This window comes from Bisbaumannia pacifica (assembly GCF_007989625.1).
GTDB classification, from domain to species: Bacteria; Pseudomonadota; Gammaproteobacteria; order Pseudomonadales; family Halomonadaceae; genus Bisbaumannia; species Bisbaumannia pacifica.
On record NZ_BJUK01000015.1, the window covers coordinates 15278 to 31904 of the forward strand.

14 protein-coding genes and 1 tRNA gene are annotated in these 16627 nt (G+C 69.0%); 9 read left to right on the forward strand and 6 right to left on the reverse strand.

Annotation, left to right across the window (positions count from 1 at the left end):
* Positions 1–12: 12 nt before the first annotated feature.
* The 3 genes from argJ to HPA02_RS08225 all read right to left on the reverse strand — a co-directional run bounded on the left by argJ (position 13) and on the right by HPA02_RS08225 (position 4413).
* Positions 13–1242, reverse strand: a complete 1230-nt coding sequence (gene argJ, locus HPA02_RS08215; RefSeq protein ID WP_146802697.1) for a bifunctional glutamate N-acetyltransferase/amino-acid acetyltransferase ArgJ — start codon at positions 1240–1242, stop codon at positions 13–15.
* A 33-nt stretch (positions 1243–1275) separates the two neighbouring features.
* The gene (gene secA, locus HPA02_RS08220) at positions 1276–4014 is read right to left on the reverse strand and encodes a preprotein translocase subunit SecA (RefSeq protein ID WP_146802698.1); all 2739 of its coding nucleotides are present in this window, start codon (positions 4012–4014) and stop codon (positions 1276–1278) included.
* Positions 4015–4077: 63 nt separating this feature from the next.
* On the reverse strand, positions 4078–4413 hold the full coding sequence (locus tag HPA02_RS08225; protein ID WP_146802699.1) for a hypothetical protein: 336 nt from the start codon (positions 4411–4413) through the stop codon (positions 4078–4080).
* 63 nt (positions 4414–4476) lie between these two features.
* On the opposite strand from HPA02_RS08225, the gene HPA02_RS08230 reads away from it, so the two are divergent.
* Positions 4477–4953, forward strand: a complete 477-nt coding sequence (locus HPA02_RS08230) for a DUF721 domain-containing protein (protein WP_146802700.1) — start codon at positions 4477–4479, stop codon at positions 4951–4953.
* 89 nt (positions 4954–5042) lie between these two features.
* On the opposite strand, the gene HPA02_RS08235 is transcribed toward HPA02_RS08230, so the two are convergent.
* A tRNA-Met gene (locus tag HPA02_RS08235) sits at positions 5043–5119 on the reverse strand.
* 179 nt (positions 5120–5298) lie between these two features.
* On the opposite strand from HPA02_RS08235, the gene betI reads away from it, so the two are divergent.
* The 4 genes from betI to HPA02_RS08255 all read left to right on the forward strand — a co-directional run bounded on the left by betI (position 5299) and on the right by HPA02_RS08255 (position 11817).
* The gene (betI, locus tag HPA02_RS08240; RefSeq protein ID WP_186809956.1) at positions 5299–5898 is read left to right on the forward strand and encodes a transcriptional regulator BetI; all 600 of its coding nucleotides are present in this window, start codon (positions 5299–5301) and stop codon (positions 5896–5898) included.
* A gap of 50 nt (positions 5899–5948) precedes the next feature.
* Entirely contained in the window at positions 5949–7418 is a 1470-nt protein-coding gene (gene betB / locus HPA02_RS08245) for a betaine-aldehyde dehydrogenase (protein WP_146802701.1), read from the forward strand.
* A 90-nt stretch (positions 7419–7508) separates the two neighbouring features.
* The gene (betA, locus tag HPA02_RS08250; RefSeq protein WP_146802702.1) at positions 7509–9212 is read left to right on the forward strand and encodes a choline dehydrogenase; all 1704 of its coding nucleotides are present in this window, start codon (positions 7509–7511) and stop codon (positions 9210–9212) included.
* Between the two features lie 154 nt (positions 9213–9366).
* Positions 9367–11817: an acyl-CoA dehydrogenase gene (locus HPA02_RS08255; RefSeq protein ID WP_146802703.1), complete on the forward strand. Its 2451-nt coding sequence runs from the start codon at positions 9367–9369 to the stop codon at positions 11815–11817.
* 60 nt (positions 11818–11877) lie between these two features.
* On the opposite strand, the gene HPA02_RS08260 is transcribed toward HPA02_RS08255, so the two are convergent.
* Positions 11878–12501, reverse strand: a complete 624-nt coding sequence (locus tag HPA02_RS08260) for a TetR family transcriptional regulator C-terminal domain-containing protein (protein ID WP_146802704.1) — start codon at positions 12499–12501, stop codon at positions 11878–11880.
* Positions 12502–12508: 7 nt separating this feature from the next.
* Positions 12509–13384: a dimethylarginine dimethylaminohydrolase family protein gene (locus HPA02_RS08265; RefSeq protein ID WP_146802705.1), complete on the reverse strand. Its 876-nt coding sequence runs from the start codon at positions 13382–13384 to the stop codon at positions 12509–12511.
* 106 nt (positions 13385–13490) lie between these two features.
* Between HPA02_RS08265 and HPA02_RS08270 the strand changes: the two genes are divergently transcribed.
* Genes HPA02_RS08270 through HPA02_RS08285 form a run of 4 tightly spaced genes read left to right on the forward strand, consistent with a single transcriptional unit; the run spans position 13491 to position 16623 of the window.
* Positions 13491–14297: an ATP-binding cassette domain-containing protein gene (locus HPA02_RS08270; RefSeq protein ID WP_371832422.1), complete on the forward strand. Its 807-nt coding sequence runs from the start codon at positions 13491–13493 to the stop codon at positions 14295–14297.
* A gap of 11 nt (positions 14298–14308) precedes the next feature.
* A complete protein-coding gene (locus tag HPA02_RS08275; protein WP_146802706.1) occupies positions 14309–15085 on the forward strand; it encodes a transporter substrate-binding domain-containing protein in 777 nt (258 codons plus the stop codon).
* A 43-nt stretch (positions 15086–15128) separates the two neighbouring features.
* The gene (locus HPA02_RS08280; RefSeq protein WP_244945893.1) at positions 15129–15851 is read left to right on the forward strand and encodes an ABC transporter permease; all 723 of its coding nucleotides are present in this window, start codon (positions 15129–15131) and stop codon (positions 15849–15851) included.
* The gene (locus tag HPA02_RS08285; protein WP_146802707.1) at positions 15844–16623 is read left to right on the forward strand and encodes an ABC transporter permease; all 780 of its coding nucleotides are present in this window, start codon (positions 15844–15846) and stop codon (positions 16621–16623) included. Before HPA02_RS08280 ends, HPA02_RS08285 begins: the two co-directional genes overlap by 8 nt.
* The last annotated feature ends 4 nt before the right edge of the window (positions 16624–16627 follow it).

A 16627-nucleotide genomic window follows, 5' to 3' on the forward strand; every position in this document is an offset into this window, starting at 1 on the left:
CTGGACGCCGACTCAGGAACGATAGTCGGCGTTGATCGTGACATAGTCGTGGGACAGGTCGGAGGTCCACACCGTGGCCGCCTCCTCGCCACGCCCCAGGCGAATGCGAATCGTGATCTCTGCTTCGGCCATCACCGCGCTGCCGGCCGCCTCGGTGTAGCCGGCGGCACGCCCGCCCTGCTCCACCAGACGCACCTCGCCCAGGTCGATGATCACCTTGTCGACGTCGAAGTCGGCCACCGGCGCCCGGCCCGCGGCGGCGAGGATGCGCCCCCAGTTGGCGTCCGAGGCATAGAGCGCGGTCTTGACCAGCGGCGAATGGGCCACGGTAAAGGCCACGTCCAGGGCCTCCTGGCGGCTGGCGGCCTCCTCCACCCGCAGGGTGACGAACTTGGTGGCGCCCTCGCCGTCGCGGATGATCGCCTGGGCCAGCTCGACCAGTACCGCCAGCAGCGCCTCGCGGAAGGCCGCCAGCGCCGCCGTATCACCGGCCTCGAGGGTCGCACCGCGACCGGTGGCGACCAGCATGCAGGCGTCATTGGTGGAGGTGTCGCTGTCCACGGTGATGCAGTTGAAGGAGTCGGCCACGGTCTCCCGCAGCAGCTCCTGCAGCAGCGGCGTGGCGATGGCCGCGTCGGTGGCCACGAAGCCCAGCATGGTCGCCATATTGGGCTGGATCATGCCGGAGCCCTTGCTGATCCCGGCAATGGTCACCGTCTCGCCATTGATCTCCACGCACCGGGTCGCGCCCTTGGGGCGGGTATCGGTGGTCAGGATGCCCTCGGCGGCGGCCTCCCAGGCCGCCGGGTCGAGGCTCTCGAGCGCCGCCGGCAGGGCGCCGAGCAGGCGCTCCATGGGCAGCGGCTCACCGATCACCCCGGTGGAGAAGGGCAGTACCGCCTCGGCGTCGACCCCGGCCAGACGTGCCAGCTCGGCGCAGCTCGCCTCGGCATCCGCCAGCCCCTGGGCACCGGTGCCGGCATTGGCATTGCCGGTGTTGACCAGCAGATAGCGCGGCGCCCCACCGGCCCGATGGCAGGCCGCCAGGTGGCGCTTGGCCACCTGCACCGGCGCCGCACAGAAGGCGTTGCGGGTAAAGGTGCCGGCCACGGTGGCGCCCTCGGGAATCTCGATCACCACCAGGTCGCGGCGGTTCGGCTTCTTGATGCCGGCCATGGCGCTGCCCAGGCGCAGCCCCTCGATCACCGGCATGGCCGGAAAGACCGCTTCACCCACTGCCATCGTTGCTCTCTCCTCTCGTCGGGTTAGCGGCGCTCAGCTGAGCTTGCCGCAGCACTGCTTGAACTTCTTGCCGGAGCCACAGGGGCAGGGGTCGTTGCGCCCCACCTTGGGCCCCTCGCGACGCACCGGACGCCCATCGACGCCGGGCGCCGCGGCGGCCGCGTCGTCCTCGCTCACCGCGGCACTCGGCTCGTCATGGCGGCTGGCGGCGGCGGCCTTCTCGCGCTCCAGGGCCTCGCGGCGCTGGCGCTCCAGCTCGTCGACCTCCTCCTGACGGCGCACCTGCACATGGCTGAGGATGCGGGTCACGTCGCTCTTGATATTGGTCAAGAGGTTCTGGAACAGCTCGAAGGACTCGCGCTTGTACTCCTGCTTGGGGTTCTTCTGGGCATAGCCACGCAGGTGGATGCCCCGGCGCAGGTGATCCATGGATTGCAGGTGCTCCTTCCAGCGGGTATCGAGCACCTGCAGCATGATCTGCTTCTCGAAGCGACGCATCAGCGCCTCGCCGACGGTCTCCACCTTGGCCTCGTAGGCCTGGCGGTGCATCTCCTGCAGGCGCTCGCGCAGCTGCTCCTCGTGGAAGCGCTGATCCTCCTCGGCCCACTGCACCACCGGCGCGTCCAGGTTGAACTCACTCTTGAGGTGTTCCTGGAGGCCGGCCAGGTCCCACTGCTCGGGCAGGCTCTGGGGCGGCACGAATGAGCTGATCGCCTCGTCGAGCATCTCGGCGCGAATGCCGGTGACATTCGCCGAGACATCCTCGGCGGCGAGGATCTCGTCGCGCTGCTCGTAGATCACCCGACGCTGGTCGTTGGCCACGTCGTCATACTCGAGCAGCTGCTTGCGGATATCGAAGTTGCGCCCCTCGACCTTCTTCTGGGCCCGCTCCACGGCATTGGAGACCATCTTGTGCTCGATCGCCTCGCCCTTCTCCAGGCCCAGGGCCTGCATCAGCCGCTGCACCCGCTCGGAGCCGAACAGGCGCATCAGGTTGTCCTCCAGGGAGAGGAAGAAGCGGGTCGATCCCGGGTCGCCCTGACGGCCGGCCCGGCCGCGCAGCTGGTTGTCGATGCGCCGCGACTCGTGGCGCTCGGAACCGACCACGTGCAGGCCGCCGGCGGCCAGTACCGCCTCGTGGCGCTGCTGCCACTCGGCCTTGAGGGCCTCGACCTGGGCCTCGCTGGGGTTCTCCAGCTTGGCCGCCTCGGCCTCCCAGTTGCCGCCCAGCATGATGTCGGTGCCGCGGCCGGCCATGTTGGTGGCGATGGTGATGGCGCCGGGCCGCCCCGCCTGGGCGATGATCTCCGCCTCGCTCTGGTGCTGCTTGGCGTTGAGCACGTTGAAGTCGAGGCCGGCCTGCTTCATCAGCCGCGCCAGGTACTCGGAGGCCTCGATGGAGGCGGTACCCACGAGCACCGGGCGCCCCGCCTCGGTCTCGGCCTTGACGTCCTCGATGATCGCCGCAAACTTCTCCTCGGTGGAGAGGTAGACCAAGTCATTGAGGTCGCGACGGGTCAGCGGCTTGTTGGTGGGGATCACCACCACGTCCAGGCCGTAGATCTGGCGGAACTCGAAGGCCTCGGTATCGGCGGTACCGGTCATGCCGGCCAGCTTGTCGTAGAGACGGAAGTAGTTCTGGAAGGTGGTGGAAGCCAGCGTCTGGCTCTCGCGCTGGATGGTCACCCCTTCCTTGGCCTCCACCGCCTGGTGCAGCCCCTCGGACCAGCGCCGCCCGGGCATGGTGCGACCGGTATGCTCGTCGACGATCACCACCTGGCCATCCTTGACGATATAGTCCACGTCGCGGTGGTAGAGGTGGCGGGCGCGCAGCGCCGAATGCATATGCTGCAGCAGGTTGAGGTTCTGGGCGGCGTAGAGGGAGTCGTCCTCGCCGAGCAGGCCCTCGGCCCGCATCAGCTCCTCCACCTTGTTGTGGCCGGCCTCGGTCAGCTCAACCTGCTTCTGCTTCTCGTCGAGGGTGAAGTCGCCGTCCACCGGCGCCTCCGGGTCCTCCGATACCTCGCCCTTGACCAGTTGGGTCGAGAGGCGATCCACCACCTTGTAGAGGTCGGTGTTTTCGTCCACCGGCCCGGAGATGATCAGCGGCGTGCGCGCCTCGTCGATCAGGATGGAGTCCACCTCGTCGACGATGGCGTAATGCAGGCCACGCTGGACCTTCTCCTCCTGGGAAAAGGCCATGTTGTCGCGCAGGTAGTCGAAACCGAATTCGTTGTTGGTGCCGTAGGTGATATCGCAGGCGTAGGCGGCGCGCTTCTCCTCCTGGGTCTGGCCGGCATAGACGGTGCCCACCGAGAGGCCGAGGAATTCGTAGAGGGGGCGCATCCAGTCGGCATCGCGGCGCGCCAGGTAGTCGTTGACGGTGACCACATGCACGCCCTCGCCGGGCAGGGCATTGAGGTAGACCGCCAGCGTCGCCACCAGGGTCTTGCCCTCGCCGGTCTTCATCTCGGCGATGCGCCCCTGGTGCAGCACCATGCCGCCGATCATCTGCACGTCGAAGTGGCGCATGCCCATGATGCGTTTGCCGGCCTCGCGCACCGTGGCGAAGGCTTCCGGCAGCAGGGCCTCGAGGCTCTCGCCGCCCTCCAGGCGCTCGCGTAGGGCCGGGGTCTGGGCCTGGAGTTCCTCGTCGGAGAGCGACTCGAAGCGCGCCTCCAAGGCATTGATCTGCGCCACATCCTTTTGCAGGCGCTTGACGACGCGGTCGTTCTTGGAGCCGACCACCTTACGAAGCAGGGTATTGAGCATTGCGATGATGTCCTGTGTCTGCCGCGGCAGAGAATCATGAGTGGCGCCGGGGCGCCGTGTCCTTCAGGGGAGGACGCCGGCCGGCGGGCCGCGACGGGAGAGGACATCGAGGGCGGCGATCCAGCGCCGCGGGGGAGACGACGGGCGCGGCCGGACACGCCGTGCCAGGCCGGGACGCCGCGGCGGCTGCCAACGTGCCCGCCGGGCCTGGCGGCGGCTCTCGGCACGAATCGCCGCCGGCGCCAGCCAGCAGACCTGCACCACCCTCACCATCAGGCGACCGCCGTCGGCGGCCACCAGTCCCACCGGCAGCAGGCAGCCCACCAGCAGGCCGGCCAGCCACCAGCGCGAACGCCGGCGCGAGGCGCCGAAAGAGGGAGAGGCACAGGGCTGGGTCATGCTGTCGACAGGCTCCCGGACATGCTAGATTGGCGACACGCAACGGCCGCCGCGAGAAAGCCCATGAGTATAAAGGTTAAGCGTTTCCGCGCCCAGCCCGTCACCCGCCTGCTGGGCGGTCGCGGTGAGCTGGGTGGCCTGATGCGCATGGCCTCGCTGCTGGAGCGGGCCCAGACCACCCTGCGCGAGGCGTTGCCGGAAGAGCTGCGCGAGCACCTCTATGTGGGCGGCTACCGGGACGGCCGACTCACCCTGATCACCGACCGCGCCGCCTGGCTGACCCGGCTGCGCTACGAGCAACCGCGACTGCTGACCCTGTTGCGCGGCCTGCCGGAATTCGCCGCCCTGCAGCGCCTCGACCTCAAGGTGCGCCCGGTTCGCCCCCCCAAGCCGCTGCCCCGTCAGGAGCGCCACCTGCCCGCCGGGGCCGCCGCCGAGCTGGCCAACTGCGCCCGCGAGATCGACGATCCCCGATTGCGCGGCGCCCTGGAACGCCTGGCCTCCCATGGTGCCAAGACGCCCGACGACGACGGCGACTGATCCAAGCCATGCCATACTGAAGTCAGCACTTAGCCCCCAAACGCAACGATGCCCAGCCGGTAAGCCGACTGGGCATCGAAAGAATTCGCTGGTGGCTACGCCCTGATTCGAACAGGGGACCCCATCATTATGAGTGATGTGCTCTAACCAGCTGAGCTACGTAGCCACGGGGGTCGCGACGCCTGGCGTCGGCAACGGGGGCGAATTATGCCCAGCCCGACCGTCGCTGGCAAGCCCCCTGTGCGTCGTTTTTATTGATTGAACGTTCAATAAAAATATCCCATACTGGATGTATCGCCATCGAACACCCGGACGGTCCGCCGTCCCCGCACGAGGAGATGCCCGATGCCCAAGGTCGGAATGGAACCCATTCGTCGCCGCCAGTTGATCCAGGCCACCATGGAGGCCATCGACGAGGCGGGGCTGGCCGACGCCACGGTGATCCGCATCGCCCGCCGCGCCGGCGTCTCCGCCGGCATCATCAGCCACTACTTCGGCGGCAAGGATGGCCTGCTCGAGGCCACCATGCGCCAGATCCTCCATGACCTGGGCGAGGCCGTGGCGACCCGCCGCGCCGCCTTGGGCCAGGCGGAGCCTCGGGCCCACCTCGAGGCGATCATCGACGGCAACTTCGATCGCAGCCAGGTCAGCGGCCCGGTGGCCAAGACCTGGCTGGCGTTTTGGGCCAGCAGCATGCACCAGCCGGCGCTGCAGCGCCTGCAGTCGGTCAACGACCGGCGCCTCTACTCCAACCTCTGCCACCAGTTCCGCCGCTGCCTGCCGCGGGACGAGGCGCGCCGCGCCGCCCAGGGCCTGGCCGCCATGATCGACGGCCTCTGGCTGCGCGGCGCCCTGGCACCGGAGGGGCTGGACGTGGCGCAGGCCCGCCGCCTGGCCTACGACTACCTTGATCAACAGCTGGCCCGCGAGCCCGCCCTCGCCTGACGCCGCGAGGCATCACGAACATTCGCACTACCCGTTCTCAGGAGGTCCCCATGACCGCGCTTCCGACTCAGCAGCTCTATATCGACGGCCGGGCCGTCGACGCCACCTCCGGCGAGACCTTCGCCGCCGTCAATCCCTACGATGGCAGCGAGCTGGCCCGCGTGCAGCAGGCCTCCACCGACGACGTGGATCGCGCCGTGGCCGCCGCCCAGGCCGGCCAGCGGGTGTGGGCCGCCATGACCGGCATGGAGCGCAGTCGAATCCTGCTGCGCGCCGTGGCGCTCTTGAGAGAGCGCAATGATGAGCTGGCCCTGCTCGAGACCCTCAACACCGGCAAGCCGATAAGCGAGACCGCCGCGGTGGATATCGTCACCGGTGCCGACGTCCTCGAATATTACGCCGGCCTGGCCCCGGCCATCGAGGGCGCGCAGATCCCCCTGCGCGACTCCTCCTTCGTCTACACCCGTCGCGAGCCGCTGGGGGTGATCGGCGCCATCGGCGCCTGGAACTACCCCATCCAGATCGCCTGCTGGAAGGCCGCCCCGGCCCTGGCCGCCGGCAATGCCGTGGTCTTCAAGCCCAGCGAGGTGACCCCGCTGACCGCCATCAAGCTGGCCGAGATCCTCACCGAGGCGGGCCTGCCGGACGGGGTCTTCAACGTCATCCAGGGCGACGGTCGGGTGGGCGCCCTGCTCACCGAGCACGCCGGCATCGCCAAGGTCTCCTTCACCGGCGAGGTGGGCACCGGCAAGAAGGTGATGGCCGCCGCCGGGGGCTCGACCCTCAAGGACGTGACCATGGAGCTGGGCGGCAAGTCACCGCTGATCGTCTTCCATGACGCCGACCTGGATCGTGCCGCCGATGCCGCCATGATGGCCAACTTCTACTCCAGCGGGCAGGTCTGCACCAACGGCACCCGGGTCTTCGTCGACCGCCGCGTCAAGGACGCCTTCGAGGCCAAGATCGCCGAGCGCGTGGCGCGCATCAAGGCCGGCGACCCCCGCGACCCCGAGGTCAACTTCGGGCCCCTGGTGAGCTTCGAGCACCAGCAGAAGGTGCTCTCCTATATCGCCCTGGGCAAGGAGGAAGGCGCCCGCCTGCTGGCCGGCGGCGAGCGCTGGGACAGCGCTGACTTCAGCCAGGGCGCATGGGCGGCGCCCACGGTGTTCACCGACTGCCGCGACGAGATGCGCATCGTCCGCGAGGAGATCTTCGGCCCGGTGATGGCGATCCTCGCCTTCGACGACGAGGACGAGGTGATTCGCCGCGCCAACGACACCCAGTACGGCCTGGCCGCCGGCGTCTTCACCGAGAGCCTGAATCGCGCCCACGGCGCCATTCATCGCCTGGAGGCCGGCATCTGCTGGATCAACACCTGGGGCGAGTCTCCCGCCGAGATGCCGGTGGGCGGCTACAAGCAGTCCGGGGTCGGCCGCGAAAACGGCATCGAGACCCTCGCCCACTACACCCAGACCAAGTCGGTGCAGGTGGAGATGGGCGCCTTCGAATCGGTCTTCTAAGGCCTCGCCCCCGGCCCGCTTCATGCCCGGCGCCGGGGGCCTCTCGCCCCCCACCCTGCCTTGTCTCCGTCTTCTTGTTGGGAGGACCCCATGTCCCAGATCCGCGAATTCGATTACGTCATTATCGGCGCCGGCTCCGCCGGTAACGTCCTGGCCACCCGCCTCACCGAGGACCCCGAGGTCCAGGTGCTGCTGCTGGAGGCCGGCGGCCCCGACTACCGCTTCGACTTCCGTACCCAGATGCCGGCGGCGCTGGCCTACCCGCTGCAGGGCAAGCGCTACAACTGGGCCTTCGAGACCGACCCGGAGCCGCATATGGACGGCCGGCGCATGGAGTGCGGTCGCGGCAAGGGCCTGGGCGGCTCCTCGCTGATCAACGGCATGTGTTATATCCGCGGCAACGCCCTGGACTATGACTACTGGGCCAAGCGTCCGGGCCTCGAGGACTGGACCTACGCCGACTGCCTGCCCTACTTCCGCAAGGCGGAGACCCGCGATATCGGCCCCAACGACTATCACGGCGGCGACGGCCCGGTCAGCGTGACCACCCCCAAGGAAGGCAACAACCCCCTCTACCACGCCTTTATCGAGGCCGGGGTCCAGGCCGGCTACCCGGCCACCGAAGACGTCAACGGCTACCAGCAGGAGGGCTTCGGCCCCATGGACCGCTTCGTCACCCCCCAGGGACGCCGCGCCTCCACCGCCCGGGGCTACCTGGACACCGCCAAGCAGCGTCCCAACCTGACCATCGAGACCCGGGCCACCACCGACATCATCGAGTTCGAGGGCAAGCGTGCCGTGGGCGTGCGCTACGAGCGCAAGGGCCAGACCCAGCGGGTACGGGTGCGCCGCGAGGTGCTGCTGTGCGGCGGCGCCATCGCCTCGCCGCAGATCCTGCAACGCTCCGGGGTGGGCCCCAAGGCACTCCTCGACGAGTTCGGCATCCCCCCGGTACTGGTCAACGACAACGTCGGCGCCCATCTCCAGGATCACCTGGAGATGTATATCCAGTACGAGTGCACGCAGCCGATCTCCCTCTACCCGGCGCTGAAATGGTACAACCAGCCGAAGATCGGCGCCGAATGGCTGTTCCTGGGTACCGGCATCGGCGCCAGCAACCAGTTCGAGGCGGCGGGCTTTATCCGCACCGATGACGCCGAGGAGTGGCCCAACCTGCAGTACCACTTCCTGCCCATCGCCATCAGCTACAACGGCAAGAGCGCCGTCCAGGCCCACGGCTTCCAGGCCCATGTGGGCTCCATGCGCTCCGAGAGCCGCGGCCGGGTGCGCCTCACCTCCCGGGATCCCAAGGCGGCGCCGAGCATCCTCTTCAACTACATGTCCACCGAGAAAGACTGGCAGGAGTTCCGCGACGCCATTCGCCTGACCCGCGAGATCATCGCCCAGCCGGCCATGGATCCCTACCGCGGCCGCGAGATCTCCCCGGGCCCGGACGTCCAGAGCGACGCCGAGCTGGACGCCTTCGTCCGCGAACATGCCGAGACCGCCTACCACCCCTGCGGCAGTTGCCGCATGGGCGAGGGGGACGACGCCGTGGTCAACGGCGCCGGCCAGGTCCATGGCCTGGAGGGGCTGCGGGTGGTGGACGCCTCGCTGTTCCCGGTGATCCCCACCGGCAACCTCAACGCCCCGACGATCATGCTGGCGGAGAAGATCGCCGACAAGATCCGCGGCCGCGACCCGCTGCCCAAGAGCGATGCCCCCTACTACGTGGCCAAGGGCGCCCCGGCCCAGCAGGAACCGCAACGCCGCCTCGAAGAAGCCCATCGCTGAGGCCAGTTTCCTCAGCCCTTCGACCCCGCCCCTCCCGGCGGGGTTTTTTTATGGCTCGCGCCCCCTGGCGGCCCGGCGGGAAATCGACTAGGCTTGAGAAATTCAAACAACCGTTCGAAACTCTTGCCGTCCGAACCGTATAGGGAGGTCTGTGATGACCCAACTGATCCTGATCCTGCTCGCCCTGGGGGGCCTGGTCGCGGTGATGCGCCGCGAGGCCGGCGCCCTGCCCGCCCTGGCGGTGCTCGCCGTGGTGGGCCTGGCCGCCCTGGCCCTGGGTAGCCCGCTGCTGGGGGGGCTGCTGCTGATCGGCGCCGCCGGGGTGGCGCTGGCCGGCCTGCCGGCGCTGCGCCGCCGCTGGCTCAGCCCGCGGCTCTTCGCCCTGTTCAAGAAGGTCTCACCCAAGGTCTCCGAGACCGAGCGCACCGCCCTGGAGGCGGGCACCGTGGCCTGGGATGGCGAGCTGTTCTCCGGCAAGCCCGACTGGTCGGCCTTGCTGGCGCGCCGCAACGAGGGCATCAGCGCCGAGGAGCAGGCCTTCCTCGACCAGCAGTGCAGCGTCGCCGCCGGCATGACCAACGCCTGGGAGATCACCCGCGAGCGCGCCGACCTGCCCCAAGAGCTGTGGGACTACCTGAAGCAAGAGCGCTTCTTCGGCATGATCATTCCCAAGGAGTACGGCGGCCTGGGCTTCTCCGCCAAGGCCCAATCCCTGGTACTGCAGAAGCTCTCGGTCAACGAGACCCTGATGGTCACCGTGGGCGTGCCCAACTCCCTCGGCCCCGGCGAACTCTTGCTCAAGTACGGCACCCAGCAGCAGAAGGATCACTACCTTCCGCGACTCGCCGATGGCCGCGAGATCCCCTGCTTCGGCCTCACCGGCCCGCGGGCCGGCTCGGACGCCACCTCCCTGCCCGATACCGGCATCGTCTGCAAGCAGATGGTGGACGGCGAGGAAGTCCTGGGCCTGCGCCTCAACTTCGAGAAGCGCTGGATCACCCTGGCGCCCATCGCCACCGTGGTCGGCCTGGCCTTTCGCATGTTCGACCCGGAGCGCCTGCTCGGCGGCGAGGAAGACCTGGGCATCACCTGCGCGCTGATCCCCCGCGACACCGCCGGCATGGAGATCGGCCGCCGCCATCACCCCATCGGCAGCCCCTTTATGAACGGGCCGATCAAGGGCAAGGACGTCTTCGTGCCCCTGGACACCATTATCGGCGGCCCGGAGATGGCCGGTCAGGGCTGGCGTATGCTGGTGGAATGTCTCTCGGTGGGCCGCTGCATCACCCTGCCCTCCGGCGCCACCGGCACCTCCCGCTACGCCCTGGGCTGGAGCGGCGGCTTCGCCCGGGTGCGTCGCCAGTTCAATGTCCCGGTGGCCGAGATGGAGGGTATCCAGGAGCCCCTGGCGCGCATGGCGGCCCTCTCCTATATCGCCCAGGCGGCGGTGCTGCAGACCGCCAACACCATCGACGCCGGCGAGAAACCCGCGGTGCCCTCGGCGATCCTCAAGAGCCAGCTCACCGAGTTCCAGCGCCAGATCCTCGGCGACGCCATGGATATCCACGGCGGCAAGGCGGTGACCCTCGGGCCGCGTAACTACCTGGGCATCGGCTACAGCGCCAACCCGGTGGCGATCACCGTGGAAGGTGCCAATATCATGACCCGCAACCTGATGATCTTCGGTCAGGGGGCGATCCGCTGCCATCCCTATGTGCTGGAGGAGCTGGCTGCCAAGGACGCCGACGACCTGAACGCCTTCGACACGGCCTTCTTCGGCCATGCCGGCCTGATCTTCGGCAATGCCGCCCGCGCCTTCACCCAGGCCTTCGGCCTCGGCAAACCGGCGGTGCCCTTCGATGGCGAGGCCAAGCGTTATGCCCAGGAAGTGGCGCGCCTCTCCGCCGGCTTCAGCCTGTGTGCCGATGCCGCCATGGCCAGCCTCGGCGCCAGCCTCAAGCAGCGCGAGATGCTCTCGGCGCGCCTCGGTGACGTGCTCTCCAACCTCTACCTCGCCTCCATGGTGCTCAAGCAGTGGCACGAGGGCGAGCGGGTCGAGGGCGAGGCCGCCCTGCTCCACTACAGCTGCCAGTACCTGCTGAACCGCGCCGAGCAGGCCTTCGACGAGCTCTTCGACAACCTGCCGAATCGCGCCCTGGGTCGCACCCTGCGGCTGATCGTGATGCCCCGCGGCAAGCGCTTCAAGCGGCCCCACGACGACCTGGCTCGCACCATCGCCCAGGCGATCTCCCGGGACAGCGCCCTGCGCCGCCAGATGCTGGCGCACACCTGGGACCAGCAAGCGGACGGCCAGCGGGACAACCCCCTGGCCCGCTACAACGCCCTGCTGGCCGAGTACGACCGCGCCGAGCCGCTCTACCGCAAGCTCAACAAGGCCTACGCCAAGGGCGAGCTGCCGGCCACCGCCCTGCACCCGGAGCAGCGCATCGCCGCGGCCCGGGAGGCCGGCCTGATCGACGCAGAGGAAGCGACCTTCATGGCCCGCTTCGAGGCCGAGGTGCTGGAGATGCTGACGGTGGATGACTTCCCCTTCGAGGCCTTCGCCCAGCAACAGGACAAGGTGATCTGGCACAACGCCGCCTGATCCGCCCCCGAGGTACCCCTTCGCCCCGGCCATCGGCCGGGGCGTTTTTTTATGGACGCCTCACGCCGGCTCGTCGAGGGCCAGGCCGAGCAGCCGCGAGGCGGCATCCAGGCCGATGGCCTGGAGCTCGCGGCTCTCCAGGCGCTCCGCCGAGAGCGCCCCCTCGATCCACAGCCCATCGATCAGGCCGTTGACGGCCACGGCGAGGCGACGCAGCTCGACCTCGTCGGGCTGTCGGCCCTGGGCCCGCAGGGCCTCGTGGATCAGCTCCCGGAAGGCGTGGGTCGTGCGCTCGTACCACAGCTCGCGGATCTCGGCCATCGCCGCGTCCTGATGCGCCAGGGGCAGGAAGTTGGCCCATAGCAGGACGCTTTCCGGGGTGACGATGGGCGGCGACAGGTTGGCCAGCAGGTAGTGGCGCAGCCGCTCCTGCGGCGTGAGCTCGCGCCGCGCCTCGATGGCACCGTGCGCCGCCTCGAAGAGGCGTTCTAGGAAGCGCCGATAGGCGGCCTGGATGATGCCGTCCTTGCTCTTGAAGTAGAAACGGATCAGGCCATTGGTGACCCCGGCATAGTCGGCGATCTTGCGCACCGTGGCCGCGGAGATGCCCTCCCTGGCGATGCAGGTGAGGGTCGCATCGATCAGGGCATTCTCGCGGTCATTGCTGTCACGCCGGGTCGCCATTGGTCACTCAGGCCTCGCGCAGGATCGGGTTGGTCAGACAGGTCGGGCCGCCTTCGCAGGCCATGCACAGGGCGTCACCGGCGAAGGTCCGCACCCGGATGCCATGGCGCTCCATGACCGTGCGCGTCCCCGGGAAGCCGTCGATCATCAGGCAGTCGCCGGGGGAGAGCGGCATGACATTGAGGTTGAGTCCCAGGGAGTCGTGGAACTCGGCCTCGGGGGCCTCGATCAGGGTGATGCCGCGCTCCTTCATCAGGCTCCACAGCGCCGCCGGGATAAGCCGTGAGTGTACCAGGTAGACGTCCTCGGCCAGCGGCGAGATCACCGACATCAGGTGCAGGCAGGCGGCCTCGCCTCCCCAGACCGGCAGGTCGAACCCCAGCACCTCGATGCCCTGGGGATTGAGCAGTTCGTTGAGCTGGCGAACCCCCTCCCGGTTGGAGCGGAACCCCATCCCCACCACCAGGGTGTGCTCATCGAGCCAGAGGGTATCGCCGCCCTCGATCCGGGCGTCGCCGCTCAGCCGCCCCAGCACCGGGATGCCGGCGGCCTCGTAGGCACGCCCATGCAGCTCGGGCTCCCCGGCACGCAGCGGCTTGCCCATCCGCAGCAGCACCGCCCCCGCCCGAGTGATCAGGGAGGCATCGCGGGTGAACATGGCGTCGGACAGGCCATCGCCGGTGTCTTCGAGCCATACGATCTCGGTCCCGGAGGCCGCCACCAGTTCGACGAAGGCGTCGTACTGGGCGATGGCCTTCTCGGCATCGAAGTAGTCGTTATAGTGCCACTCGGCGGGGTCGGCCCGGCGCAGGCTCTCGCCGGGGCGGCGCATCAGCACGCGGGTCATGGGGGCGGCCATGGACTGGCATCCGTAACGGGACATAGCAGGGCTCCGTCGTGGTGTGAGAGGTGGTGTTAAGGGTGCGTTGACTCGAATCTTATACGGATGCATAGTTTATGCAACTGCATAAAAAAAGGCCGGACCGGGGGTGACCACCTTGCACGCCGCACCGCACACCGCAGCAGACGATGATGCCATCATCGAGATCCGCGACCTGCGCAAGTCCTTCGGCCAGACGGAAGTGCTCAAGGGCATCAGCCTGTCGGCCCATCGCGGCGATGTGATCTCGCTGATCGGCAGCAGCGGCTCGGGCAAGTCGACCCTGCTGCGCTGCCTCAACCTGCTCGAGACCCCCAGCGCCGGCACGCTGCGCCTGCTCGGCGAACCCCTGCCCTTCCGCGAGCGGGGCGGCCAGCGGGAACCCGCCGACCGCCGCCAGCTGCGGCGCCTGCGCGCCCGCCTGGGCATGGTCTTCCAGGGCTTCAACCTGTGGCCGCACCTGACCCTGGAGGCCAACGTCATGGAGGCGCCGGTCCAGGTATTGGGGCGCTCCCGTGACGCGGCCCGCGCGGAAGCCCGGCGGCTGCTCGAGCGGGTCGGGCTCCACCACCTGCGCGATGCCTACCCCGCCACGCTCTCCGGCGGCCAGCAACAGCGCGGGGCCATCGCCCGCGCCCTGGCCATGTCCCCCGAGGTGCTGCTCTTCGACGAGCCCACCTCCGCCCTCGACCCGGAACTGGTCGGCGAGGTGCTGGCGGTGATACGCGACCTCGCCGAGGAGGGACGCACCATGCTGATCGTCACCCACGAGATGCAGTTCGCCGCCGACGTGGCGAACCGGGTGATCTTCCTCGACCAGGGGGAGATCGCCGCCGAGGGGCCGCCGGACCAGGTATTCGGCTCGACCCGCACCGAACGGCTCACGCGCTTCCTGGGCACGGCTGCCCTGACCTGAGGAGAATGACAATGAAACGACACCTGCTGCTGGCCACCCTGACCACCGCCTGCCTCGCGCCCCTGGCCCAGGCGGATATCACCCGCGTCGGCTTCGCCACCGAGCCCTACCCGCCCTTCGCCACCCCGGACGCCACCGGCGCGCCCCACGGCTGGGAGGTCGACATCACCCGGGCGATCTGCGCCGCGGCCGAGCTGGAGTGCGAGATCGTCACCACCGCCTGGGATGGCCTGATTCCGGAGCTGACCGCCGACAGGATCGATATCATCGCCGCCTCGCTGAGCATCACCGAGCGGCGCCGGCAGACCATCGCCTTCTCCGACAAGTACTACCAGACCCCGGCCGTGCTGGTCGGCGCCCAGGGCATCGACCTGGCGCCGACCGCGGAGGGCGTGGCCGGCAGGACGATCGGCGTCCAGTCCGCGTCCATCCACCAGGCCTATGTCCTCGAGCACTTCCCCGAGGCCACCGTTCGCGAATACCAGACTCAGGACGAGGCCCATCAGGACCTGTTCGCCGGGCGCATCGACGCCACCCTGGCCGATCGGTTGGTCCTCGAGGACTTCCTGGCCAGCCGCGAAGGCCAGATGTGCTGCGAACTGAAGGGGGAGGTGGCCCACGACGACGCCACCCTCGGCGAGGGCATCGGCTTCGGCCTGCGCCAGGAGGACGAGGCCCTGCGCGAGGCGCTCAACGCCGCCATCGCCGAGGTGCGTGCCGACGGCACCTACGCCGCCATCACCGAGCGCTACTTCGACTTCGATATCTACGGCGCCCCCGTCGAGTGACCGCCGACGAGGCAGCGATGCACCACAGAGGACGACGCCAGCCGTGAACTACCGCGACATGAGTGTCATGGAACTGCTCGCCCTGGCGCCCCCCGGCTGGGGAGGCGCCCTGCTGAACGGGCTCTGGCTGTCGTTGCAGGTGGCCGGGGCCGGCTACCTGCTGGGGCTGGTCATCGGCATGGCCGGCGCCGCCGGCAAGCTCTCCGGCGGCCCCGTCATCCGCGACCTGCTGACCTGCTACACCACTATCACCCGGGCCGTCCCCGAGCTGGTACTGATCCTGCTGCTCTACTTCGCCGTCCCCGAGGCGATCAACCAGCTGCTGGCGACGCTCGGCCTGGGTCGGGTCGATATCGGGCCCTTCGCCTCGGGCGTGGCGGTGATCGCCCTGGTACAGGGCGCTTATGCCACCGAGGTGATGCGCGGGGCCATCCGCGCCGTCCCCGTCGGCCAGCTCGAGGCGGCACACTCCCTGGGCATGACGCCCCTCACCGTCTTCCGGCGCATCACCCTGCCGGCCATGCTGCCGGGGGCACTGCCGGGGCTCTCCAACCTGTGGCTGATCGCCACCAAGGACACCGCCCTGCTGGCCGTGGTCGGGTTCACGGAGCTGACCCTGGCGGCACGCCAGGCGGCCGGCGCCACCAAGCACTACCTGCTGTTCCTGTGCGCCGCCGGCGTGCTCTACCTCATCGTCTCGCTGATCTCCAACCTCGCCTTCAAGGGCCTGGAGCGCCGCGCCACCCGGGGGATGCACCATGACTGAGCGTCGTCTGCCGCCCCACCGTCTCGCCCTGATCGCCGCCGCCGTCGGCGGCATCGCCCTGCTCGCCACCACCCTGCGCTGGGACTGGCTGCCGGAGTACCGCGAGGCGATCCTCGGCGGGCTGTGGCTGACCCTGACCCTGTTGGTCACCACCAGCGTGGCGGGATTCCTGCTGGCGATCCCCCTCGGGCTGGTGCAGGTCAGGGGCCCCCGGCCGCTCGCCTGGCTGGCGCGCGGCTTCTGCACCCTGATCCGCGGCACCCCGCTGCTGCTGCAGGTCTGGCTGCTCTACTACGGCCTCGGCTCGCTGTTCCCCTACCTGCCCGGGGTCCGTCAGAGCTGGCTGTGGCCCTACCTCACCGACCCCTGGCCCTATGCCTTCCTGGCCCTGACGATCTCCTTCGCCGGCTATGAGGGCGAGGTGATGCGCGGCGCCTTCGCCGGGGTCCCCAAGGGCGAGCTCGAGGCCGCCCGTTCGCTGGGCATGCATCCCTTCACCATCCTGCGCCGCATCTGGCTGCCGCGCGCCGTGCAGCGGGTGCTGCCGACCCTCAACGGCGAGCTGATCATCCAGCTCAAGGCCACGCCGCTGGTGGCCACCATCGCCGCCGTCGATGCCTATGCGGTCTTCGGGCGCATTCGCCAGGAAACCCTGATGGTCTACGAACCCCTGCTGCTCATGGCCCTGATCTACCTGGTGCTGGCCGGACTGATCACCCTCGCCTTCGGCGCCCTCGAGCGGCGCTGGTCGCGGCACAGCGGCGAACCCTAGGCCC